This is a genomic window from Streptomyces sp. NBC_01803 (genome assembly GCF_035917415.1).
GTDB lineage: Bacteria > Actinomycetota > Actinomycetes > Streptomycetales > Streptomycetaceae > Streptomyces.
The window spans coordinates 2,306,662-2,328,329 of sequence record NZ_CP109073.1 but is presented as its reverse complement, the minus strand read 5'-3'; the positions used below and the strand labels follow the sequence as shown (position 1 = coordinate 2,328,329).

The 21,668-nt window shown below is 72.8% G+C and carries 22 protein-coding genes, 1 pseudogene and 1 riboswitch; of the genes and pseudogenes, 12 read left to right on the top strand and 11 right to left on the bottom strand.

All coding sequences use genetic code 11. From position 1 onward, the window contains the following. Window positions 1–136 precede the first annotated feature (136 nt). The gene (locus OIE51_RS10040) at window positions 137–1,528 is read left to right on the top strand and encodes a cystathionine beta-synthase (protein ID WP_326597060.1); all 1,392 of its coding nucleotides are present in this window, start codon (window positions 137–139) and stop codon (window positions 1,526–1,528) included. A gap of 287 nt (window positions 1,529–1,815) precedes the next feature. Here OIE51_RS10040 and OIE51_RS10035 read toward each other — a convergent pair whose 3' ends face one another. Further along, the gene (locus OIE51_RS10035; RefSeq protein ID WP_326600587.1) at window positions 1,816–2,250 is read right to left on the bottom strand and encodes a hypothetical protein; all 435 of its coding nucleotides are present in this window, start codon (window positions 2,248–2,250) and stop codon (window positions 1,816–1,818) included. Between the two features lie 38 nt (window positions 2,251–2,288). Continuing rightward, complete coding sequence (locus tag OIE51_RS10030) at window positions 2,289–2,414, bottom strand: hypothetical protein (RefSeq protein ID WP_326597058.1); 126 nt, start codon at window positions 2,412–2,414, stop codon at window positions 2,289–2,291. A 793-nt stretch (window positions 2,415–3,207) separates the two neighbouring features. On the opposite strand from OIE51_RS10030, the gene OIE51_RS10025 reads away from it, so the two are divergent. Then, on the top strand, window positions 3,208–4,560 hold the full coding sequence (locus tag OIE51_RS10025) for a formimidoylglutamate deiminase (RefSeq protein ID WP_326597056.1): 1,353 nt from the start codon (window positions 3,208–3,210) through the stop codon (window positions 4,558–4,560). On the opposite strand, the gene OIE51_RS10020 is transcribed toward OIE51_RS10025, so the two are convergent. Next, a complete protein-coding gene (locus OIE51_RS10020; RefSeq protein ID WP_326597054.1) occupies window positions 4,557–5,138 on the bottom strand; it encodes a hypothetical protein in 582 nt (193 codons plus the stop codon). The two genes, OIE51_RS10025 and OIE51_RS10020, sit on opposite strands and share 4 nt — an antisense overlap. A gap of 392 nt (window positions 5,139–5,530) precedes the next feature. Between OIE51_RS10020 and OIE51_RS10015 the strand changes: the two genes are divergently transcribed. Next, window positions 5,531–5,938: a VOC family protein gene (locus OIE51_RS10015; protein ID WP_326597052.1), complete on the top strand. Its 408-nt coding sequence runs from the start codon at window positions 5,531–5,533 to the stop codon at window positions 5,936–5,938. On the opposite strand, the gene OIE51_RS10010 is transcribed toward OIE51_RS10015, so the two are convergent. The 3 genes and pseudogenes from OIE51_RS10010 to OIE51_RS10000 form a co-directional block, all read right to left on the bottom strand. Next, complete coding sequence (locus tag OIE51_RS10010; protein ID WP_326597050.1) at window positions 5,928–6,638, bottom strand: MOSC domain-containing protein; 711 nt, start codon at window positions 6,636–6,638, stop codon at window positions 5,928–5,930. The two genes, OIE51_RS10015 and OIE51_RS10010, sit on opposite strands and share 11 nt — an antisense overlap. A gap of 185 nt (window positions 6,639–6,823) precedes the next feature. Then, a pseudogene (locus OIE51_RS10005) lies at window positions 6,824–6,923 on the bottom strand (zinc-binding dehydrogenase); the annotation flags it as partial. A gap of 230 nt (window positions 6,924–7,153) precedes the next feature. After that, window positions 7,154–8,077 carry an RNA polymerase sigma factor SigF gene (locus OIE51_RS10000; RefSeq protein ID WP_326597048.1) on the bottom strand — a complete coding sequence of 308 codons (924 nt, stop codon included), beginning with the start codon at window positions 8,075–8,077 and terminating at the stop codon, window positions 7,154–7,156. 247 nt (window positions 8,078–8,324) lie between these two features. Between OIE51_RS10000 and OIE51_RS09995 the strand changes: the two genes are divergently transcribed. From OIE51_RS09995 to OIE51_RS09980, 4 genes are all read left to right on the top strand, one after another. Next, window positions 8,325–8,705 (top strand): STAS domain-containing protein, encoded by a 381-nt coding sequence (locus OIE51_RS09995; RefSeq protein WP_326597047.1) that lies wholly within the window; start codon window positions 8,325–8,327, stop codon window positions 8,703–8,705. A 181-nt stretch (window positions 8,706–8,886) separates the two neighbouring features. Beyond that, window positions 8,887–9,405: an ATP-binding protein gene (locus tag OIE51_RS09990; protein ID WP_326597046.1), complete on the top strand. Its 519-nt coding sequence runs from the start codon at window positions 8,887–8,889 to the stop codon at window positions 9,403–9,405. An 84-nt stretch (window positions 9,406–9,489) separates the two neighbouring features. Then, the gene (locus OIE51_RS09985) at window positions 9,490–10,167 is read left to right on the top strand and encodes a response regulator transcription factor (RefSeq protein ID WP_326597045.1); all 678 of its coding nucleotides are present in this window, start codon (window positions 9,490–9,492) and stop codon (window positions 10,165–10,167) included. A 15-nt stretch (window positions 10,168–10,182) separates the two neighbouring features. Then, the gene (locus OIE51_RS09980) at window positions 10,183–11,427 is read left to right on the top strand and encodes an ATP-binding protein (protein WP_326597043.1); all 1,245 of its coding nucleotides are present in this window, start codon (window positions 10,183–10,185) and stop codon (window positions 11,425–11,427) included. A 469-nt stretch (window positions 11,428–11,896) separates the two neighbouring features. On the opposite strand, the gene OIE51_RS09975 is transcribed toward OIE51_RS09980, so the two are convergent. Beyond that, entirely contained in the window at window positions 11,897–12,382 is a 486-nt protein-coding gene (locus tag OIE51_RS09975; protein ID WP_326597041.1) for a GtrA family protein, read from the bottom strand. A gap of 34 nt (window positions 12,383–12,416) precedes the next feature. Next, the gene (locus tag OIE51_RS09970; RefSeq protein WP_326597040.1) at window positions 12,417–12,827 is read right to left on the bottom strand and encodes a protease inhibitor I42 family protein; all 411 of its coding nucleotides are present in this window, start codon (window positions 12,825–12,827) and stop codon (window positions 12,417–12,419) included. Window positions 12,828–12,915: 88 nt separating this feature from the next. On the opposite strand from OIE51_RS09970, the gene OIE51_RS09965 reads away from it, so the two are divergent. From OIE51_RS09965 to OIE51_RS09950, 4 genes are all read left to right on the top strand, one after another. Next, window positions 12,916–14,073, top strand: a complete 1,158-nt coding sequence (locus OIE51_RS09965; RefSeq protein ID WP_326597039.1) for a 5-(carboxyamino)imidazole ribonucleotide synthase — start codon at window positions 12,916–12,918, stop codon at window positions 14,071–14,073. Further along, window positions 14,070–14,609 (top strand): 5-(carboxyamino)imidazole ribonucleotide mutase, encoded by a 540-nt coding sequence (purE, locus tag OIE51_RS09960; protein WP_326597037.1) that lies wholly within the window; start codon window positions 14,070–14,072, stop codon window positions 14,607–14,609. Before OIE51_RS09965 ends, purE begins: the two co-directional genes overlap by 4 nt. After that, on the top strand, window positions 14,606–15,847 hold the full coding sequence (locus OIE51_RS09955; RefSeq protein WP_442811895.1) for a dipeptidase: 1,242 nt from the start codon (window positions 14,606–14,608) through the stop codon (window positions 15,845–15,847). The genes purE and OIE51_RS09955 overlap by 4 nt, the downstream gene beginning before the upstream one ends. A 331-nt stretch (window positions 15,848–16,178) precedes the next feature. Further along, window positions 16,179–16,367, top strand: a riboswitch (cyclic di-AMP (ydaO/yuaA leader). A 3-nt stretch (window positions 16,368–16,370) separates the two neighbouring features. Then, window positions 16,371–17,330 (top strand): M23 family metallopeptidase, encoded by a 960-nt coding sequence (locus OIE51_RS09950; RefSeq protein WP_326597036.1) that lies wholly within the window; start codon window positions 16,371–16,373, stop codon window positions 17,328–17,330. A 108-nt stretch (window positions 17,331–17,438) separates the two neighbouring features. Here the strand turns inward: OIE51_RS09950 and OIE51_RS09945 are convergent, their stop codons facing one another. Beyond that, entirely contained in the window at window positions 17,439–18,194 is a 756-nt protein-coding gene (locus OIE51_RS09945) for an ABC transporter permease (protein ID WP_442812047.1), read from the bottom strand. A gap of 44 nt (window positions 18,195–18,238) precedes the next feature. Further along, the gene (locus OIE51_RS09940; RefSeq protein WP_326597034.1) at window positions 18,239–19,207 is read right to left on the bottom strand and encodes an ATP-binding cassette domain-containing protein; all 969 of its coding nucleotides are present in this window, start codon (window positions 19,205–19,207) and stop codon (window positions 18,239–18,241) included. Window positions 19,208–19,308: 101 nt separating this feature from the next. On the opposite strand from OIE51_RS09940, the gene OIE51_RS09935 reads away from it, so the two are divergent. After that, complete coding sequence (locus tag OIE51_RS09935; protein ID WP_326597033.1) at window positions 19,309–20,076, top strand: TetR/AcrR family transcriptional regulator; 768 nt, start codon at window positions 19,309–19,311, stop codon at window positions 20,074–20,076. A gap of 346 nt (window positions 20,077–20,422) precedes the next feature. Here the strand turns inward: OIE51_RS09935 and OIE51_RS09930 are convergent, their stop codons facing one another. After that, window positions 20,423–21,583, bottom strand: a complete 1,161-nt coding sequence (locus tag OIE51_RS09930; RefSeq protein WP_326597032.1) for an acyl-CoA dehydrogenase family protein — start codon at window positions 21,581–21,583, stop codon at window positions 20,423–20,425. Between the last annotated feature and the right edge of the window lie 85 nt (window positions 21,584–21,668).

Sequence of the window (21,668 nt, the reverse complement as noted above, 5' to 3'; positions counted from 1 at the left end):
GGCCGCTCCCGACTTGCCTCCGACTCACCGCCGGACCGGATCTTCACTTGAGTGGTGCCCAACGCGAGCTACCGCGCAACGCAATAGGCTGCGGGGAGAGGGCGGAGGAACCCGCCCCTGACATGCGGAGACCCAGGTGCAGTATCACGAGTCGATGATCGATCTTGTCGGCAACACCCCACTGGTGCGGCTGACCGAGGTCACGGCCGGTATCGCGGCCACCGTGCTGGCCAAGGTGGAGTACTTCAACCCGGGCGGCTCGGTGAAGGACCGGATCGCGCTGCGGATGATCGAGGCGGCCGAGCGGTCCGGGGAGCTGGGGCCCGGCGGTGTGATCGTCGAGCCGACGTCCGGCAACACCGGGGTCGGCCTGGCGATCGTGGCCCAACAGAAGGGCTACCGCTGCGTCTTCGTCTGCCCGGACAAGGTCTCCGCGGACAAGATCAACGTGATGCGCGCCTACGGCGCCGAGGTCGTCGTCTGCCCCACGGCCGTCGACCCCGAACACCCCGACTCGTATTACAACGTCTCCGACCGGCTGGTCCGCGAGACGCCGGGGGCGTGGAAGCCCGACCAGTACAGCAACCCGAACAACGCGCTCTCCCACTACGAGACCACCGGCCCCGAGACCTGGCGGCAGACCGACGGGCGGCTGACGCACTTCGTCGCCGGCGTCGGCACCGGCGGCACCATCACCGGTACCGGCCGCTATCTGAAGGAGGTCAGCGGCGGGCGGGTGCGAGTCGTCGGCGCCGACCCCGAGGGCTCGGTGTACTCCGGCGGCTCCGGCCGCCCGTATCTGGTGGAGGGCGTCGGCGAGGACTTCTGGCCCGAGGCGTACGACCGGGACATCGCGGACGAGATCGTCGCGGTCTCCGACAAGGAGTCCTTCCAGATGACGCGGCGGCTGGCCCGCGAGGAAGGGCTGCTGGTCGGCGGCTCCTGCGGGATGGCGGTCGCCGCCGCCCTGACGGTGGCGCGGCGGCTGGGCCCGGAGGACGTGGTGGTGGTGCTGCTCCCGGACGGCGGGCGCGGCTACCTCAGCAAGATCTTCAACGACGAGTGGATGGCCGACTACGGCTTCCTGGAGGGCGGCGAGCCCCAGACGCGGGTGGCCGACGTGCTGCGGAGCAAGGACGGCGGCATGCCGTCCCTGGTGCACATGCACCCCGACGAGACGGTGGGCGAGGCGATCGAGGTGCTGCGCGAGTACGGCGTCTCGCAGATGCCGGTGGTCAAGCCGGGCGCCGGGCACCCGGACGTGATGGCGGCCGAGATCGTCGGCTCGGTGGTCGAACGCGAGCTGCTCGACGCCCTGTTCACGCAGAAGGCGGCGCTGGCGGACCGGCTGGAGCAGCACATGACCACGCCGCTGCCGCATGTGGGCTCCGGGGAGCCGGTGGGCGACCTGATGGCCGTGCTGCGGGACGCGGACGCGGCGGTGGTACTGGTGGAGGGCAAGCCGACCGGGGTGGTCAGCCGGCAGGACCTGCTGGCTTTCCTGGCGGGCGGGGTCGGCGAGAAGTGACAGGTCAGGTGGCCGGACGCGACCTGGTTGGGCAAGAGATCCCGAAGTGTCACGGCTGGGCAACGCGACGTTAACACCGGTCCGGCAGAGTTCTGGATGTCGGCACCAAGGACCTCCGGAGCGGCTCCCGGACCTCCCTGGTCGCCCGGACGCGAGGCCCCGACCCGGCCCGTGTCCCCGCGGGGACCGCCGTCGTCCCGCCCCTGGTGTTCACACCGGGGTGCGGCGGTCCCCGCCAATTCTTTCCCGGCTGCCCCCCGGCCGCCCCAGGCCGTCTCTGTGCCGCCTCATTCCCAGTCGTTCGGGCGGGTCTCGCGGTTGAACAGCTTCCCGCCCGCGTAGCAGGCGTTGACGCCCACGATGCCGATCCAGCAGATCAGCATCCCGGCCAGGCCCGTCTGCACGGCGGCGATGGCGGACAGCGGGATCGCCAGCACCAGCGAGAGCGCGGCGAGGCCGAACGCGGCGCCCGGCCCGTGGCTCTCCGAGCCGCCCGGCGACGCCGGACGGCCGCCGCGCGCGATGACCATCTGTTGCTCGGCGAGCTGACGGCGCACGCGCTTGTCCACGCTGGCGTCGATGCGCTGCTCGACCTTCTCCAGGAACGAGTCGATCAGCTCCGACTCGTAGGTCTCCCCGAGCTCCTTGCGGGTCTGCACAGCGGCGTCAAGATCCCGCCTGAGGTCGGAGTCGTGGTTCAGCTCCGGGTCACGGCCACTCATCATGCCCCTCACCGTACGGCGGCCTCCGGCCTTCGGCACTAGGGGTAACCCCCCAATCGGTCCCCGCCGTCCCCGCCGTGCTCCGCGATCAGCTCGGCCAGGGTCGGCGGGCGGCGGAGCGTGGTGAACGCGACCTCGCCGTCCGTCCCCTCCGCCTCGTCCACCCGTGCAGCCGTAGACGCCGGGCCGCAGGAGCGCGAGGGCCGGCCTTCGTGGCGAAGGTGTGCGGCACCGGCTGGCCGCGCGCGAGGACCGCGTCGAAGGCAGCATGGAGGGAGATGGCGGCTTCCCGTACGCCGCGCAGGTCGAGCGGGGCGGCCAGCGGGTGGTTGTCGGTGCGGAGACGGCGGGCCACGAGGGCCCGGACGGCCGCGTCACGGCGGGTGGACAGCACCATGCACCGCCAAGCCAAGCACGGGCGGCGGAGAACGGCGGAGGACCCGTGACCGGGTTGACGAGGCGGACGGCGCGGGGCGGACGGGACGGACTGGGTCGGCGGGTCGGCGGGTCGGCTGGGTGGCTGGGCTGACGGGGTCGGCGGGGTGCGCTGGGTGGGCTGGGTGGACTGGGTCGGCGGGGCGGACCGGGCCGAAGGGTGGACTGGGCTGACGGGGTCGGCGGGTGGGCTGGGTGGATGGGGTCGGCGGGGTGCGCTGGGGCGGCGGGGTGGGCTGGGCGGACGGAGTCGGCGGGGCGGACGGGGGCGGCGGGGTGGACTGGGCGGACGGAGTCGGCGGGGCGGACGGGGGCGGCGGGGTGGACTGGGCGGACTGGGCTGACGGGGGCGGCTGGGCTGGCGGGGTCGGCGGGGGTGGACCGGACGCGACCGGGGACGCCCGGTGGATACGGTGGCCGGGATGACGTGCGTGACGGCCGGCTCGCGGGTACTCGCACCGGGCGGGTGCCCGTCCCCGTCCCGGCGGGCGGCGTGCTCATCGAGGGAGTGGAGGTCCTGGTGTGTCCCTGACCGCGCAGATCTACTGGGCCGAGCACGCCTGGTTCCATGACACCGTCGAGCCCGGGGTGCTGATCAGGACCGCCGCCACCGGCCGCGTCACCGACGTGCGCGCCGGGGTGGAGCGGCCCCCTGCGGGGGCCGTCGCGTTGCGGGGGCTGACCCTGCCCGGGTTCGCCAACGCCCACAGCCACTGCTTCCACCGCGCGCTGCGCTCCAGTGTCCAGATCGGCAGCGGCACCTTCTGGACCTGGCGCAGCTCCATGTACGCGCTCTCCCAGGACCTCACTCCGGACTCCTACTTCGAGCTCGCGCGCGCCGTCTACGCCGAGATGGCGCTGGTGGGCATCACCTGCGTCGGGGAGTTCCACTATCTGCACCACGACCGCGGCGGCGCCCGGTACGGCGACCCCAACGCCATGGGCCGGGCCCTGATCGCCGCCGCGGCGGCGGCCGGCGTCCGCATCACGCTCCTCGACACCTGCTACCTGTCCGCCGGCTTCGGCGAGCTGCCGGACCACGCGCAGCTCCGCTTCTCCGACGGCACCGCCGACGCCTGGGCCGAGCGCGCCGCCGCGCTGCGCGGCGACGACACCTCCCGGGTCGGCGCCGCCGTCCACTCGGTGCGGGCCGTGCCCGCCGACGCGCTCGCCACCGTCGCCGCTTGGGCCGCCGACCGGGACGCCGTGCTCCACGTCCACCTGTCCGAGCAGCCCCGGGAGAACGACGACTGCCGCCGCGTCCACGGCCGCACCCCCGCCCGCCTCCTCGCGGACCACGGGGTGCTCGGCCCCCGTACCACGGCCGTGCACGCCACGCACCTCACCGACGACGACATCGGCCTGCTCGGCGGCACCGGCACCGCCGCCTGCCTGTGCCCCACCACCGAACGCGACCTCGCCGACGGCATCGGCCCCGCCGCCCGGCTGCGCGGCGCGGGCAGCCCGCTGTGCCTGGGCAGCGACAGCCACGCCGTCATCGACATGCTGGCCGAGGCCCGCGCCCTGGAGATGCACGAACGCCTCAGCAGCCGCGTCCGTGGCCACTTCACCGCCGCCCAGCTCCTGCGCGCCGCCGGCGAGAGCGGCCACGCCGCGCTCGGCTGGCCGGAGGCCGGCCGCCTGGAGCCGGGCGGCCTCGCGGACTTCACCACCGTCGCCCTGGACTCCGTCCGCACCGCCGGACCGCCGCCCCGGCTGGCGGCCGAGGCCGCCGTGTTCGCCGCGACCGGCGCCGATGTGCGGCACACGGTCGTCGGCGGGCGGCACATCGTGCGCGACGGCGTCCACCAGCTCGTCCCCGACGTCCCGCACGCCCTGTCCCGGGCGATCGGCGCCCTCGGCTCGGTCGGCTAGAACGGGCGCCCGGCCTGGCGTGGCGGCCCGAGCAGCGCGCCCAGGGCCATCACGCCGTAGCCGGCGACCGCGACCCACGGGCCGGCCGAGACGTCGAAGCTGTCCAGCTCGCTCATGTCGATGAGCGAGGTGGCGACGACGATCGTCGACACCAGGCCGAAAACGCTCAGCACGACGGCCGCCCCGCGCAGCACCGCCCGCTGTCCGGGGCCCGGGTGCGGCCAGGTCGCCAGGGTCGCGGTCAGCGCGGCGCCGAAGGCGGTCATCCAGGTCAGATAGCGCAGGTAGGCGTGCTCGTACCCGCCGATCATGTCCCGCGCCTCCTCGGGGTAGTACGCCCCGGCGACCCCGTTGAGCGCGGCGGAGTCCGTTCCGCCGTAGCCGTCGTCCCAGGTCAGCCAGTCCAGCACGGCCATGCCCAGGCCCAGGGCCAGCAGTCCGGCCAGCACGATGATCAGGCCAAGGGCGGGCCCGGCCGTCGGCGGCAGCGCGGAGGACGGTGGCGGGGGCAGCGGGTAGGCGCTGGGGTAGTGCGGCGGTCCGAAGCCCGGGTTGCCCGGCTGCGTGGGATAGCCCATGTCCGCAGGGTCCCGACACTTCGCCAACCTGTCCATGGCGCGCGGCGGTTGGGTTTGGCGGGCTTCTCGTCGGGTCCGAGGGGACCATGCCCCGGCACGGCCACCGCCGGCGGCCTGGTGGCTGAGGTGGCGGAGGTGGCCGGCCGGGAGCCGGACCGCGCCCCCTACCTCGCCGCGGCCGTGATCGCGCCGGGCCGGCCCGGTACGTCCGCCGCCACCCGCACGCCCGCGCCCTGAGCGACGCGCTGGCCGCCACCCGCACGCCCGCGCCCTGAGCGACGCGCTGGCCGCCGCCCGATGAGTTTCCGTTCTCCGGCCGGTCTGGATGTCACCAGACCCATCACGGTCCTCGGCCCCCGGCCCTGGACCCCCACCGGCAGGAGCGATCCGAGATGACGAACGACGAGAACGAGACGGGCGGCCCCGGCGCCACCAGCCCGCGCCTGGGCGGCCTGGTCCTGGGCAGCACCGACCCGCGGCGGCTCTACGACTGGTACCGGGCGGCGTTCGCGCCCGACGCCGGGCAGCCGTCCGAGCCGATGCTCGCCCTGGAGCTGGGCGGCACCTGGCTGATCTTCGAGCACCGGGACGATGTCGGCCCGAAGGCGGCGGAGCCGGGCCGCGTCCTGTTCAACTTCGAGGTGGACGACATCAGGGCCGCCGAGGCGCGGCTCAACGAGCTGGGCGTCCGCTGGATCCGGCCGGTCAGCAAGCCGTCGCCGGACGAGCCGGTGCTGCTGGCCACCGTCGAGGACCCCGACGGGAACTTTCCGCAGATCGTCGAGGTCCTCAGCGCCTGACCTCGTCCGCGCCGTCCGATCCGGGAGTCCCGGCGGCTTCGGTGGCCCACCCGCGGGCCTTGCGCAGGGCCTGCGGGTGCAGCGCCTCTCCGGCGGCCAGCACGCGCGGGCGCAGCTCGGGCTCGGTGGTCTCGGCGCGGAAGAGGAACGCGACGGACACCTCGTGGTCGGGCCGGTGGACGATCTCGATCGGGTCCCCGGCCCGGATCACGCCCGGCCGGATCACGCGGAAGTACGCGCCGGGCGCGGCCTCGCGCGTGAAGCGCTTGATCCAGCCGCGCTCGTCGAGCCAGGTCGCGAAGGTGCGGCACGGGGTGCGGGCGGAGGTGGCCTCGATCACCAGATCGGGGCCGATCCGCCACCGCTCCCCGATCCGCGCGCCGTTGACATCGATGCCGCTGGTCGTGAGGTTCTCGCCGAAGACGCCGTTGGTCAGCTTGCGGCCCAGGGCCGCCTCCCAGCGGTCCAGGTCCTCGCGGGCGTAGGCGTAGACGGCCTGGTCGTCGCCGCCGTGGTGGCGCAGGTGACAGATCGTGTCCCCGGCCAGGCCGCTGCCGCCGGTGCCCTTCGGTCCCGGCGCGGACACCGCGACCGGTCCGGCGGCCGGCCGCTTGTCGATGCCGGTCAGGCCGTCGGGCGCCTCGGTCCCGGCGGAGGCGGCGGCCCGGCCGAGATTCACGGACAGCAAGGTGCTCAGCATGCCGTCACCCTAATGGCGCTGCCGTTCCGGCCGCCCCCGATTTCGGCGCCGGTCCGGTTCCCCGCGTGCGGCGGCAACCCGCGTGCGGCGGTGACCCTCGCCGGGGATGTCCGGCACCACCCCGCCCGGCACTCCGCCCACCGCGAGGGCGGCCACACCCTCCGCCGCGCGGGTCCGCCCGCCGCGCCAGCCGGTGTCCACGGCGCGCGGCTCCGCCCCCGCGCCGTCGGCGCCCAGCGTCACCACCGGGGTGCCGACGGCCGGCCCCGAGCCGTCCGCCGCCGACGGCGACGCCCACCGGGAGGCGCTGTGCGGTCACATGCGGGAGGCGTTCGCCGCGATCCCCGGCGTCGCGGCCCGGCGAGCGACGCGGAGAGCCCCCGGAACCCGCGGAGCGGTCCGGGGGCCCTGGCGCGTGTCGTCGGTGGACCGGGTGGGGGAGCGGTCAGTCCTCGGCCATCAGTCCTCGGCCATCAGTCCTCGGCCATCAGTCCTCGGCCATCAGTCCTCGGCCATCAGTCCTCGGCCATCAGGCCGCGGCGCAGCTTGCCGAGCGTGCGGCCCAGCAGCCGCGAGACGTGCATCTGCGAGATGCCGAGCTCCTCGCCGATCTCGGACTGGGTCATGTTCGCCACGAAGCGCAGCGACAGTATCCGCCGGTCGCGCGGCGTGAGCCGGGCGATCAGCGGCTTGAGGGACTCGATGTACTCGATGCCCTCCAGGCCGTGGTCCTCGTAGCCGATCCGGTCGGCCAGGGCACCCTCGGCGTCGTCGTCCTCGGGCTGCGCGTCCAGCGAACTCGCGGTGTAGGCGTTCGCCGCGGCCATGCCCTCCACGACCTCGTCCTCGCTGATCTCCAGCCGCTCGGCCAGCTCACCCACGGTCGGGGAGCGGTCCAGCTGCTGCGCCAGCTCGTCCCCGGCCTTGGCCAGGTCGAGGCGGAGCTCCTGGAGCCGCCGCGGCACGCGGACCGACCAGGAGGTGTCGCGGAAGAAGCGCTTGATCTCGCCGACGATCGTCGGCATCGCGAACGTGGGGAACTCCACACCGCGGTCGGCCTCGAAGCGGTCGATCGCCTTGATCAGACCGATCGTCCCGACCTGGATGATGTCCTCCATCGGCTCGCTGCGCGAACGGAACCGTCCGGCGGCGAACTTGACCAGCGCGAGATTGAGCTCGACCAGGGTGTTGCGGACGTAGGCGTACTCGTGGGTGCCTTCGTCGAGTGTCCGCAGCCGCTGGAAGAGGGTCTTGGACAGGGCGCGCGCGTCGAGCGGCGTGACCGTGTCGTAGTGCGGGATCTCGGGCAGCGGCGCGAGCAGGTCTTCCGCCGTCACGGCCGGCGCGGCGGCGGCGGACGGCTTGGCGGGGGCGACGGCGGTCGTGACGGTGGTCGTGACGCCGGTACGCGATTGTCGGGTCTCAGGGGCGGGTGACATGGTGTGTCCTCCGTAATGTTCTCGGCATATGGCTGCCGAAGCCGTGACGTGCACTGCCGGGTGCGGCGCCTCCAAAGCCGGCGTGGGAATTCGGATGCCTCTAGACCTACCGGTCACGCGGTGACGCTGGCAAGTCTGCTACGCCCGAATTCGGCACATTGTCCGTCTTGTTCGGCTGTCGAGAGGTCCCTTCAGGGGCTAAGGTTCGAACCTAGCCAGGAACGGGCTCCAGAATGAAGGGGGCTGCATGGACCGTGGGATGCCGGGCGAACGGACCCCGCGCCAACTGACGGTCGAAGTGCGGCGGGTGGGCACAGGAGCGGTGGTCTCGCCGAGCGGCGAGCTCGACCACCACTCGGCCGGGCGGCTGCGCGAGGCACTCGACACGTGCGTCGCCGACAGTTGTTCCCGGATCGTCATCGACTGCTCAGCGCTCGAATTCTGCGATTCCACCGGACTCAACGTGCTTCTCGCCGCGCGCATGGAAGCGGAGGCGGTGGGCGGAGAGGTGCAATTGGCCGGGATGCGGCCGAATGTCGCCCGCGTTTTCGAGATTACCGGCGCCGGATCCGTCTTCGTCGTGCACGACGGACTCGACGAGGCCCTCGCGGCCCTTCCCGCCGAATGAGCGCCGCCCCCGGGACAGCCTTCGGGGCCCCGTCCCCGCCGCCGGTCATCGAGTCACGCTATTGCCGCGAACGGGCGGGTGTGGCCCCCGTGGGTCAGGGCAGGAGTTCAGTCACGCCGGGCCACGGGGACCACCCGGCATGGTCATCCGGAGACGCGGCGATGCGGTGAGGGGAGCGCACATGGGTACCACCCGACCGTATCCGGCGGGAGATCCTGGCCCTGAGCGGTCCCTCCCGCCCGCTTCGCCGGTTCCACCGACCGCCACCGAGCCGGAGCCGTCGCGGCAGACGCGCTCCCTGCGACTGGCGGGGACGCCCGGCGTCGTCTCCCGCGCCCGCGAATTCGCCCGCGAGGCGCTGCGGGACTGGGGCTGGCTGCCATCGGCCTCCGAGATGCAGCGCGCGGCGGCCGAGGATGTCCTGCTGGTCGTCTCCGAGTTGGTGACCAATGCCTGCCTGCACGCCGACGGCCCCGAGGAGATCCGGGTCGGCCGCAGCGGCAAGCTGCTCCGTGTCGAGGTCGTGGACAGCGGCGAGGGGGCGCCCGCCCTGGCCACCACCCGCCGAGCCGGCAGTCCCGGCGGTCACGGCATGTTCATCGTCCAGCGGCTCTGTCTGGACTGGGGTGTGACCGAGAACCCGGAGATACCGGGCAAGACCGTCTGGGCCGAGCTCTCCGGGCCCTCGGCCGGTGACTGAGTGCCACCCGCGCCCTGTCTCCCCGCCGGCCCCCCGGCCGTCGGCATTCCTGGCAGGCCCGCTGTTGGCGTCTACCATCAGCCCATGACCCGAGTACTGCTCGCCGAGGACGACGCTTCCATCTCGGAGCCGCTGGCCCGAGCGCTGCGCCGCGAGGGCTACGAGGTGGAGGTGCGGGAGGACGGCCCCGGGGCGTTGCGAGCCGGGCTGCGGGGCGACGTCGACCTGGTGGTGCTCGACCTCGGGCTGCCCGGGATGGACGGCCTCGAAGTGTGCCGAAGACTCCGTACCGAGGGACTCGGTCTCCCCGTGCTGGTCCTGACCGCCCGTGCCGACGAGGTGGACACCGTCGTCGGCCTGGACGCGGGCGCCGACGACTACGTCACCAAGCCGTTCCGCCTCGCCGAGCTGCTGGCCCGCGTCCGGGCCCTGCTGCGGCGCGGCACCGCCGAAGCCGCCCCCGCCCCGACCGTGCACGGCATCCGCATCGACGTCGAATCCCACCGGGCCTGGATGGGCGATGAGGAACTGCACCTGACGGCCAAGGAGTTCGACCTGCTGCGGGTCCTGGTCCGCGACGCCGGCCGGGTCGTCACGCGGGAGCAGCTGATGCGCGAGGTCTGGGACACCACATGGTGGTCCTCGACCAAGACCCTGGACATGCACATCTCCTGGCTCCGCAAGAAGCTCGGCGACGACGCGGCCAACCCCCGCTACATCGCGACCGTCCGCGGAGTGGGATTCCGTTTCGAGAAGAGCTGACGGGGGACCTCTGGCGTGCGCCGCCGTCTGATCAACTCGACCCTGGCCGTGGTGCTCGTCGTCATCGCGGTCTTCGGTATCACCCTCTCCGTGGTCGAGGCCCGCTCGATCGAGTCCAGCGCCGAGGACCGGCTCGACGCCGAGGTGGCCCGGCTGCTCGGCGACACCGAGAGCCGGATCGCGGCCGGCGAACCGGTCACGGCCGAGGAGATGCGCCCGCTGGCGCCGGCCGACCGTTTCGTCAAGATCCAACTCGTCGGCCGGGCCCCGGTCCTGATCGGCCTGCGGCCCGACGGCGAGGTGATGGAGGTCACCGAGACCGGCGTGCACGGCGAGACCGTCACCGTCATCCAGCCCAAGAGCGTCGTCAGCGACGAGATCGGCCGGATGGTCACGATCATCCTCGTCGTGTCGCTGCTGGCCGTCGCCGCCGCCGCGCTCCTCGCCGTCCAGCAGGCGCACCGCGTGGCCGCGCCGCTGACCGACCTGGCCGAGACCGCCGAACGCCTCGGCTCCGGCGACCCCCGCCCGCGCTACCGCCGTTACGGCGTCGCCGAGCTCGACCGGGTCGCGGACGTGCTGGACGCCAGCGCGGAACGGATCGCCCGCATGCTCACGGCCGAACGCCGACTGGCCGCCGACGCCTCCCACCAACTCCGCACGCCGCTGACCGCGCTGACCATGCGGCTGGAGGAGATCATCGCCACGGAGGACGCGGATACCGTCAAGGAGGAGGCGACGATCGCGCTGTCGCAGGTGGAACGCCTCACGGACGTGGTGCAGCGGCTGCTCACCAACTCCCGCGACGCGCGGCTCGGCTCGGCGGTCAGCTTCGACCTGGACGAGATCGTCGTCCAGCAGATCGAGGAGTGGCGCCCCGCGTACCGCAGCGCGAACCGCGCGATCGTCCACTCCGGTCGCCCGGGCCTGCGGGCGGTGGGCACGCCGGGTGCCGTCACGCAGGTGCTGGCGTGCCTGGTGGAGAACTCACTGATGCACGGCGACGGAACGGTGGCACTGCGCACGCGGACGACGGGCAACCAGGCGGTGATCGAAGTCACCGACGCGGGCCCGGGTGTCCCCCTCGAACTGGGCGCCCGGGTCTTCGAACGCACGGTGAGCGGCCACAACTCGACGGGCCTCGGCCTGGCAGTAGCCCGCGACCTGGCCGAAGCGGACGGCGGTCGCCTGGAACTCCTCCAACAACGCCCCCCGATCTTCGCCCTGTTCCTGAGCCGCGAGGGAGATGGAACGGAATGAGGCCCCGCCCCCGACCCACCTCAACGAAACCAGCCCAACCCCCGGCACCCCCCGGACCAACGAGCGTGTTCCCCGCGTAGGCGGGGTGTTCCGGCGCCCGAGGTGCCGGCGCGTCATTCCCTGGCGTGTGTTCCCCGCGTAGCGGGGGTGTTCCGCCCGCGCGCTCGGCCCGCTGGCTCCGGTTGAGGTGGTCCCCGCGTAGGCGGGGGTGTTCCCGCGATCCCGTGTCGGGTGGGGAACTCCCGGATGTGTTCCCCGCGTACGCGGGGTGGCCCCGCCTCTCTGCCGGGTGAGGAATCCGTCGCGGAGTCGGGTGTCCCGTCCGAGCCGTCCGTCATGTGCTCGTCCCCACGCGCACGCGGGAACGTCCCCGGCCGGTCCCACGCAAGGGCGTCATCCCCCCGCGCGGGTCAGCGCGGCGCCACGTCATCGTCGACGTCGGGCGGCTGGCGTCATCCCCGCGCGCGGGTCAGCGGGTTGGGGAGGCTGCTGCCGCAGTCTCTTCCTCCGCCGTCGTCGGCGGGGGTGCGCGGAAGACCCAGGTGCGGTAGGACCAGAAGCGGAACAGGGAGCCGAGGCCGAGGCCGATCAGATTCTTCGCCAGGTTGTCCGCCAGGGGGGACGTGAAACCCAGGCCGTAGTGCGACAGCGCCAGGACGCCGTTCTCGATCACCATGCCCGCGCCCGAGAACAGCAGGAACAAGCCCGCCTCCCGGCTGCGGCCGGTCTTGTCGCGGTGGCGGTACGTCCAGTACCGGTTCCCCACGTAGTTCGTGCAGATGGCCGCCGACGTGGCGAGCACACCCGACCGGATCGGCGCGAGACCCGCCGCCTGGGTGCAGAGGTTGAACACGATCACGTTCACGAGAAACCCGAACGCGCCCACGGCGCCGAACTTCGCGGCTTCCTGGGCGATGCCGCGCATGCGGTCGCGCAGCGTGCGCCGGTCGCTCATAGCGGCCATGCTAACCAGACCGTCCCGGCCCGGCTCAGCCGACAGTGACGTCGAATGTCAGCTCCTCCGCCGCGCGGTCGTCGCCTTCCCGCCGTTCCACCAGCCGGAGGTCCGTGGTCCCCGCGTCCTCCGCCCGGAAGACCAGGTACTTCGTTCCGCCGCGCCCCGGTGCCTCCGCCGCACCCTCGTCGGCCTCGTAACGTTCCTCCACCACGGTGATCACCGCCGGGTCCGGCGTGGGGGAGACGATCGCCCACTCGTAGCCGGTCGTCGGGTTCTCGGCCAGCCGGACCGTGAAGCTCTCCCCGGCCTCGACCTCGATCGCCTCGTCCTCCGCCGTGAACACCCGCGCGTCCTCGCGTTCCTCGTTCCCCTCGCAGGCGCCCGCCCCCGCCGCGACACCCGCCACCAGCGCCGCCACCGCCATGCCCCGTCCGATCCACATGCGTACGACGACGCGCCCGCGCCCCGGCCCGGTTCCAGCCGTTGTGGCCCAGCGGCCGACGTCAGAGGGCTGCCGATACGCTGGCCCCGTGACATTTCCGGTGGTCGGCATGGTCGGAGGCGGTCAGCTCGCCCGTATGACCCATGAGGCGGGCATCCCGCTCGGTATCAGGTTCAGGCTGCTCAGCGACACTCCGCGCGACTCGGCGGCCCAGGTCGTGAACGACGTGGTCGTCGGGGACTACCGCGACCTCGACACGCTGCGCGCGTTCGCCCGAGGCTGCGACGTGATCACGTTCGATCACGAGCACGTCCCGACCGAACATCTCCGCGCGCTCGAAGCCGACGGCATCGCCGTCCGGCCCGGCCCGGACGCCCTGGTGCACGCGCAGGACAAGGGCGTGATGCGGGCCCGTCTCACCGAGCTGGGCATCCCCTGCCCCCGCCACCGCGTCGTCGCCGACCCCGCCGACATCCGCCGTTTCGCCGAGGAGGACACGGGCGCCACCGGCTTCCCCGTCGTTCTGAAGACCGTGCGCGGCGGCTACGACGGCAAGGGCGTGTGGGTCGTCCGCTCGGCCGCCGAGGCCGCCGCGACCAGCGCGCCGTTCCTGGCGGGCGTGCCGGTGCTGGCCGAGGAGAAGGTCGACTTCACGCGCGAGCTGGCCGCCAACGTCGTCCGTTCCCCGCACGGCCAGGCCGTCGCCTACCCGGTGGTCGAGTCCGTCCAGGTGGACGGCGTCTGCGACACCGTGATCGCCCCCGCGCCCGGCCTGCCGCACGAGCTGGCCCTGGCCGCGCAGCGGCTGGCGCTCAGCATCGCCCGGGAGCTGAACGTCACCGGCCACCTCGCGGTCGAGCTGTTCGAGACGGCCGACGGCCGCGTTCTCGTCAACGAGCTGGCGATGCGCCCGCACAACTCCGGCCACTGGACGCAGGACGGCGCGGTCACGTCGCAGTTCGCCAACCACCTGCGCGCCGTGCTCGACCTCCCGCTCGGCGACCCGCGCCCGCGCGCCCCCTGGACCGTGATGGCCAACGTCCTCGGCGGCGACGCCCCAGACATGTACCAGGGGTACCTGCACTGCATGGCCCGCGATCCCCGCCTCAAGATCCACATGTACGGCAAGGACGTGAAGCCCGGCCGCAAAGTCGGCCACGTCACCACCTTCGGCGAGGACCTGGCCGACGTGCGCGACCGCGCGCGGCACGCCGCCGACTACCTCCGAGGAATCATCGACGAATGAGCACCACCCCGAGCAGCAGCAGCACCTCGCCGCCTCTGGTCGGCATCGTCATGGGCTCCGACTCCGACTGGCCGGTGATGCGCGCCGCCGCCGAGGCGCTGGACGAGTTCGCCGTGCCCTACGAGGTGGACGTCGTCTCCGCGCACCGCATGCCGCACGAGATGGTCGCCTACGGCGAGCGGGCCGCCGGGCGGGGGCTGAAGGCGCTGATCGCGGGCGCCGGCGGCGCCGCCCACCTGCCGGGGATGCTCGCCTCGCTGACCCCGCTGCCCGTCATCGGGGTGCCGGTGCCCCTGAAGTACCTGGACGGGATGGACTCGCTGCTCTCCATCGTGCAGATGCCGGCCGGCGTCCCGGTCGCCACCGTCTCGGTCGGCGGCGCGCGCAACGCCGGCCTGCTCGCCGTCCGCACGCTCGCCGCGCACGATCCGGAGCTGCTGGAGCGGATGCGGGCGTTCCAGCGCGCCCTGAACGAGCAGGCCACCGAGAAGGGCCGCCGCCTGCGCGCCTCGCTCGCCGCCGGGGGCACACCGTGACCGACGCCCCGGCCGATTCCCCCGCCGACGCCCCGGCCGCGGCTCCGGCCGATTCCCTGGCCCGCGCCCGCGCGCTGCTGGCCGAGCATCCGATCGTGGACGGCCACAACGACCTGCCCTGGGCGCTGCGCAAGCAGGTCGCGTACGACCTCGACCGCCGTGACATCGCCACCGACCAGAGCGCCCACCTCCACACCGACCTCCCACGGCTGCGGGCGGGCGGCGTCGGCGCGCAGTTCTGGTCGGTGTACGTCTCCACCGAGCTGGCCGGGGACCGCGCCGTCAGCGCCTGCCTGGAACAGATCGACGTGGTCCGGCGCCTCCAGTGCCGGTACGCGGCCGACCTGCTGCCCGCGTACACCGCCGACGACGTGGCGGCGGCGTGGGCGGCGGGCCGGATCGCCTCCCTCATGGGCGCCGAGGGCGGCCACTCCATCGCCAACTCGCTGGCGACGCTCCGGGCGTTCCACCACCTCGGCGTCCGGTACATGACGCTCACCCACAACGACAACACCGACTGGGCGGACTCGGCCACCGACGAGCCCCGGCACGACGGGCTCACCGCGTTCGGCGAGGAGGTGGTCCGGGAGATGAACCGCATGGGGATGCTGGTCGACCTCTCGCACGTCGCCGCCTCGACGATGCGCGACGCGCTGCGCGTGAGCCAGGCGCCCGTGATCTTCTCGCACTCCTCCGCGCGCGCGATCTGCGACCACCCGCGCAACATCCCGGACGACGTGCTGGAGTCGCTGAGCGCCAACGGCGGGGTGGCGATGGCGACGTTCGTGCCGGCCTTCGTGCTGCCGGAGGCCGCCGAGTGGACCCGGCGCGCGAGCGAGAACATGCGGGCCCACGGCCTGCACCCGCTGGACACCACGGAACCGGCGATGCGGGTGCACCGGGCGTTCGAGGCCGAGCACCCGCGTCCGCGCGCCACCGTGGCGACCGTCGCGGACCACCTGGACCACATGCGCGAGGTCGCCGGGGCTGACCACATCGGCATTGGCGGTGACTTCGACGGCACGGCCTTCCTGCCGGACGGCCTGGAGAGCGTGGCGGGCTATCCGGCGCTGATCGCGGAGCTGCTGGACCGGCGCTGGTCGTCGGCCGAGCTGGCGGGACTCACCTGGCACAACGCGGTGCGCGCGTTGCGGGACGCCGAGGCCGTCTCCCGGGATCTGTCGAGCCGGCGCGGTCCGTCGATCGTGACGATCCGGCAGCTCGACGGCGAGGGATGAGCTGACGGGACGTTCCGGGCATAAGGGGCGGAAGGGTGGCGCGTGACCGAGGTCACTCGGCGGCGCGACCGGCGATCATCGCCATCACCCGCCCGTTCCGCCGGTCCGGTCAACGAGTCATCGGGAAAGGGTGATTGGCGAATCCGCCGGAAATCCCACTCTTACCCGCCGTTCATGTCCGGTCGCCCGTCGTCACGCATGGCCGGGGGCGGTATTTCCGATCATGGAGTGACTGCGCCCGTTTTCTTGTCTTCTATGAATTCATAGGTTTACCGTTCTGGCCGCGCCGCATCCGCGGCGAGCCGCTCCCGGACGCCGAATCCTGTCACCGGAGGCGGAAACGCAGCAATTCCGCGTGACAGGAGCGGGGGACCCACTTTTCGCCGAGGCGTTTTTCCGACGCTCCGGCTCGGGGTGAAGCCACCCATGAATTCGGTCGCCCGTGCCCGAATTCGGCGGTGGCCGGGCTACTCCGGCCCGAACCCGACAGCTCACCTCGCAGGCGTTGGAGAGGAGCACACCTATGTCCGCACGCGGACGTCACCGCCGCCAGCGTATCCGGCGCACTTCCCGCATCTCCCTGATGCTCACGGCGGGTGGTGCCGGCGTGGCACTGCCGCTCATCGCCGCGGGCGGAGCGAGCGCCGCGCAGCCCGCGGCCCAGCAGGTCGCCGCCGCCAACGCCGCCCCCGTCAGCGCCCCGGCCGGCTCCGACCAGTCCGACGACCGCTCCGGCGACTCCGAGCGTGAGCGCGGTTCCGGCAGCTACACGGTGGTCAAGGGCGACACGCTCTTCAAGATCGCCGACGCGCACGACGTCGAGGGCGGCTGGGAGCGGATCTACGAGGACAACCGCCAGGTCATCGGCGGCGACCCCGACCTGATCCACCCCGGTCAGGAACTGTCCCTGGACGGCACCGCCGCCGCCCAGACCGCCGCCCCGGCCCCGGCCCCGGAGGCCGAGCCCGCCCCGGCCCCCGAGCCGGAGCCCGCTCCCGAGCCGGAGCCTGCTCCTGAGCCCGAGCCCGAGCCGGAGCCGGAGCCCGCCCCGGCCCCGGCCCCGTCCGACGAGACCGGCACCGGCTTCACGGCCCCGGTCGAGGGCGCGGTCGGCACCAACTACGGCGTCGCCGGCTCCAACTGGTCCTCCGGCTACCACACCGGCGTCGACTTCCCCGTAGGCACCGGCACTCCCGTGGTGGCCATCACCTCCGGCGAGGTGGTCACGGCCCGGACGAGCAGCGCCTACGGCAACGAGGTCGTCATCCTGCACGCCGACGGCCACTACAGCCAGTACGCCCACCTGTCCTCGTTCTCCGTCAGCGTCGGCCAGACGGTGAGCCCCGGGGAGCAGATCGGCCTGTCCGGCGCCACCGGCAACGCGACCGGCCCGCACCTGCACTTCGAGGTGCGCACCGGTCCCGAGTACGGCTCGGACATCGACCCGCTGGCCTACCTGCGGGGGCACGGCGTCGCCATCTGACGCGACACCGCGCCCGTTCCACGAGACGGGGCCCCGCACCGGACATCCGGTGCGGGGCCCCGTCTCGTTCCCGGCCGTTCTGGTCGTTCCCGGTCGTTCCCGGTCCGCTCAGCGGCTGAGCCGCTGATACGCGCGCACCGCCAGCGGCGCGAAGACCGCCGTCAGCACCACCGGCCAGGCCACGGCCAGGAACAGCGCGTGGTCCGCCGCCCACGAGCCGCCCGTCGGCCCCGGGTTGCCGAACAGCTCGCGGATCGCGGCCACGGTGGCCGACAGCGGGTTCCACTCCGCGACCGTGCCGAGCCAGCCCGGCATCAGCTCCGGCGCGGTGAAGACGTTCGACACGGCGGTGAGCGGAAACGCCAGCGGGAAGACGATCGAGCCGACGGTCTCCGGGTTCCTGACCACCAGGCCCAGATAGATCCCGATCCAGGTGATCGCCAGTCGCAGCGCCAGCACCAGCGCGAGGGCCGCGAGCGCCCGGCCAGGGCCCCGGTGCCACTCCCAGCCGACCAGCAGCCCGCAGATCACCAGCACCGTGATCTCCAGCAGGGCTCGCAGCATGTCGGCCGTACCACGCCCGGTGAGCAGCGCCGAACGGGCCACCGGCATCGACCGGAACCGGTCCACCACGCCCCGCTCCGTGTCCGCGGCCACCGCCGAGCCGGTGGCGCCCATGCCGTAGAGCATCGTCATGACGAAGACGCCCGGCAGCAGGAACTCGCGGTAGTCACCGCCGCCCGGAACCGTCATGCCGTTGCCGAAGACGTACCCGAAGACCAGCACGAACATGATCGGCAGCGTGAAGTAGAGGATCATCTCCTCCGGCACCCGGACCAGATGTGCCATGTTCCGCCGCGTCATGACGAGACTGTCGCTGACGCCGTTCCGTACCGTGCCGGTGCCGCTCACGCGGGGACCTCCTCGCTCTCGTGCGTCCGCGCCGTGCCCGTGAGCAGCAGGAACGCCTCGTCGAGCGTGGGCCGCCGGGTGCCGATGTCCTCGACCGCGATCCCCGCCTCGTGCAGCGCCCGCACCACCTCGGTCAGCGCGGTCACCCGGTCGGCGGCCGGGGCGGCGACCCGCCGGGTGTCCCGGTCGGTCTCCGGCCGCGCCCCGCACACGCGGCCGACGAGCGCGGCCACGGCGTCGAGGTCGGTCGCGTGCCGTGCGACGACCTCGATCCGGTCGCCACCGATCCGGGCCTTCAGCTCGTCGGCCGTTCCCTCGGCGACCACCCGGCCCGCGTCGATGACCGAGATGCGGTCGGCGAGCTGGTCGGCCTCCTCCAGGTACTGCGTGGTGAGCAGCACCGTCGTGCCGACGGCGACGAGCGAACGGACCGCGTCCCAGACCTGGTTGCGGCTGCGCGGATCGAGGCCGGTGGTCGGCTCGTCGAGGAACAGCACGCGCGGGGTGACGATCATGCTGGCCGCCAGGTCGAGCCGGCGGCGCATGCCGCCCGAGTACTGCCCGGCGTTCCGCCCGGCCGCCTCCGCCAGCCCGAACCGCGCGAGCAGCTCGTCGGCCCGCCGCCGCGCGGCACGCGGGCGCAGCTTGTGCAGCCGCCCGAACATCACCAGGTTCTGCCGCCCGCTCAGCTGCTCATCGACGGCCGCGTACTGCCCGGTCAGCCCGATCCGCGCCCGCACCTCCGCCGGCCGGCGGGCCACGTCGTACCCGCAGATCTCGGCCCGCCCCTCGTCGTAGCGCAGCAGCGTGGCCAACGAGCGCACGGCCGTCGTCTTCCCGGCGCCGTTCGGCCCGAGCAGGCCGTGCACGGTACCGGCGGGCACGGCCAGCGCGAAGCCGTCGAGCGCCCGCTTGCCGCCGTACCGCTTGCGCAGCCCCTCGGCCACGACCGTGTGGTCAGCCATCAGTGTCACCCCTGAACTGTGTACGCCGTAAACCTGGGTATACGCTATACACAGTTTTAAAATACGGTCAACCCCGAGACCCGCTGTCCCCGAGGAGACCGATGGCCGCGACCGAACGCCCGCGTGACCTCCAGGCCACGGTGGACCTGCTGTGGCGCACCAAGGCCCCGGGCAGCCGAGGCCCGCGCGGCAGCCTCACCCTGGACGGGATCGTCGCGACGGCGGTGGAGATCGCGGACGCCGACGGCATCGCGGCGGTCTCGATGCGCAAGGTGGCCGAGCGTCTTGGCGTCACCACGATGTCGCTCTACCGGTACGTGCCGGGTAAGGACGACCTGCTGGACCTCATGTTCGAGATGGCCTCGGGCCGCCCCGACACCACCACCTGGCCCGAAGGCTGGCGCGCTCGCCTGACGGCCTACGCCCACGCTTGCCGCGCGCTGTTCCTGCATCGCCCCTGGATGCTGGACATCCCGATCAGCGGCCCCCCGATGGGCCCGAACAACCTCGCCTGGATGGAAGCGGTCCTCGCCTCCCTCAACGACACCGGCTTGCGCGAGGACGACATGCTCGGCGTGCTGATGCTGCTGACCGGCTACGTGATGAACGAGGCCCGCCAAGAAGTGGCGATGACCCGCGCGGCTCCGCGCACCGGCGTCTCCTACTCCGAATGGGACGCGGTCTACGCGCGGCTCCTGACCCGCGTCACATCGGCGGACGACAGCTACCCCACGCTCTCCCGCATGGTCCGAGCCGGCGCCCTCGGCCCCACCGGTACCACGGCGGACGACAACTTCGCATACGGCGTGAAGTTCATCCTGGACGGCGTCGAGGCCCTGATCCACACGAGGAGCGAAACGAGGCTGTAGCGCCCCTACGGAGCGGCGGACCGCCACGCGATGTCCTTCGGCGCCCCCACCAACGCCAGAAACCCCGCGCGTGCGGGGCTCGTCTGCGCGGCGAGGCCACAGCGAGCGAGCGCGCTCCAGAAACCCCGCCTGTGCGGGGCTCGTCCCGTGTCAGCCGGCCGTCCGAGTCGATGGACACCAGAAACCCCGCGGGTGCGGGGCTCGTGCTTGCTGATCTGGGTGTTCCTGCCCTGCTGGGGTCATTCGCGTGCGCTTGGTCGCGTGGTGGCGCGGGGTGGTCGCCGGTGACGGACGGGCCGCCGCCCGGAGAGGGGGCTGGTGGCCCGTCGGGTGCCCGGTCCTGTGCCTAGGGGAGGTTGCGGGCCATGACGATGCGCTGGACCTGGTTGGTGCCCTCGTAGATCTGGGTGATCTTGGCGTCGCGCATCATCCGCTCCACCGGGTAGTCCCGGGTGTAGCCGTACCCGCCCAGGAGCTGGACCGCGTCCGTGGTGACCTCCATCGCCACGTCCGAGGCGTAGCACTTGGCCGCCGCCCCGAAGAACGTCAGATCCGCGTCCCCGCGCTCCGACTTCGCCGCCGCCGCGTACGTCAGCTGCCGCGCCGCCTCCAGCTTCATCGCCATGTCCGCGATCATGAACTGGATCCCCTGGAAATCCCCCACCGGCTTCCCGAACTGCTTCCGCTCCCGGATGTACCCCTTCGCGTAGTCCAAAGCGCCCTGGGCGATCCCCAGCGCCTGCGCCGCGATCGTGATCCGCGTGTGGTCCAGCGTCCGCATCGCCGTGGCGAACCCCGTCCCCTCCTCGCCGATCATCCGGTCCGCCGGAACCCGCACATGATCCAGATACACCTCGCGGGTCGGGGAGCCCTTGATGCCGAGCTTCTTCTCCGGCGCCCCGAACGACACGCCCTCGTCGGACTTCTCCACCACGAACGCCGAGATCCCGCCCCGGGTCCGCTTCTCCGGATCGGTCACCGCCATCACCGTGTAGAACTCCGAGACCCCCGCGTTGGTGATCCACCGCTTGACCCCGTTCAGCACCCAGGAGTCGCCGTCCCGCACCGCCCGGGTCTTCATCCCGCCCGCGTCCGACCCCGCGTCCGGCTCCGACAGGCAGTACGAGAACATCGCCTCACCCGCCGCCAGCGGCCCCAGATACCTCGCCTTCAGCTCCTCCGACCCCGACAGGATCACCGGCAGCGACCCCAGCTTGTTCACCGCCGGGATCAGCGACGAGGACCCGCACACCCGCGCGACCTCCTCGATCACGATCACCGTCGCCAGCGCGTCCGCCCCCGCACCCCCGAACTCCTCCGGCACATGCACCGCGTGCAGATCACTCGCCACCAGCGCGTCCAGCGCCTCCCGCGGGAAACGCCCCTCCTCGTCCACCTCCGCCGCGAACGGCGCGATCTTCGCCTCCGCCAGCGCACGGACCGACTCCCGGAGCAAATCGTGCTCCTCAGCCGGACGGAAGAGGTCGAAGTCTGCGGCTCCAGCCACCTGTCTCACTCCCTGCGAGCGACGATGCTAACGACTGTTAAGTAACAAGCAATCCTACGGTCGCGCGGTCGCCGCCCGATAGGTG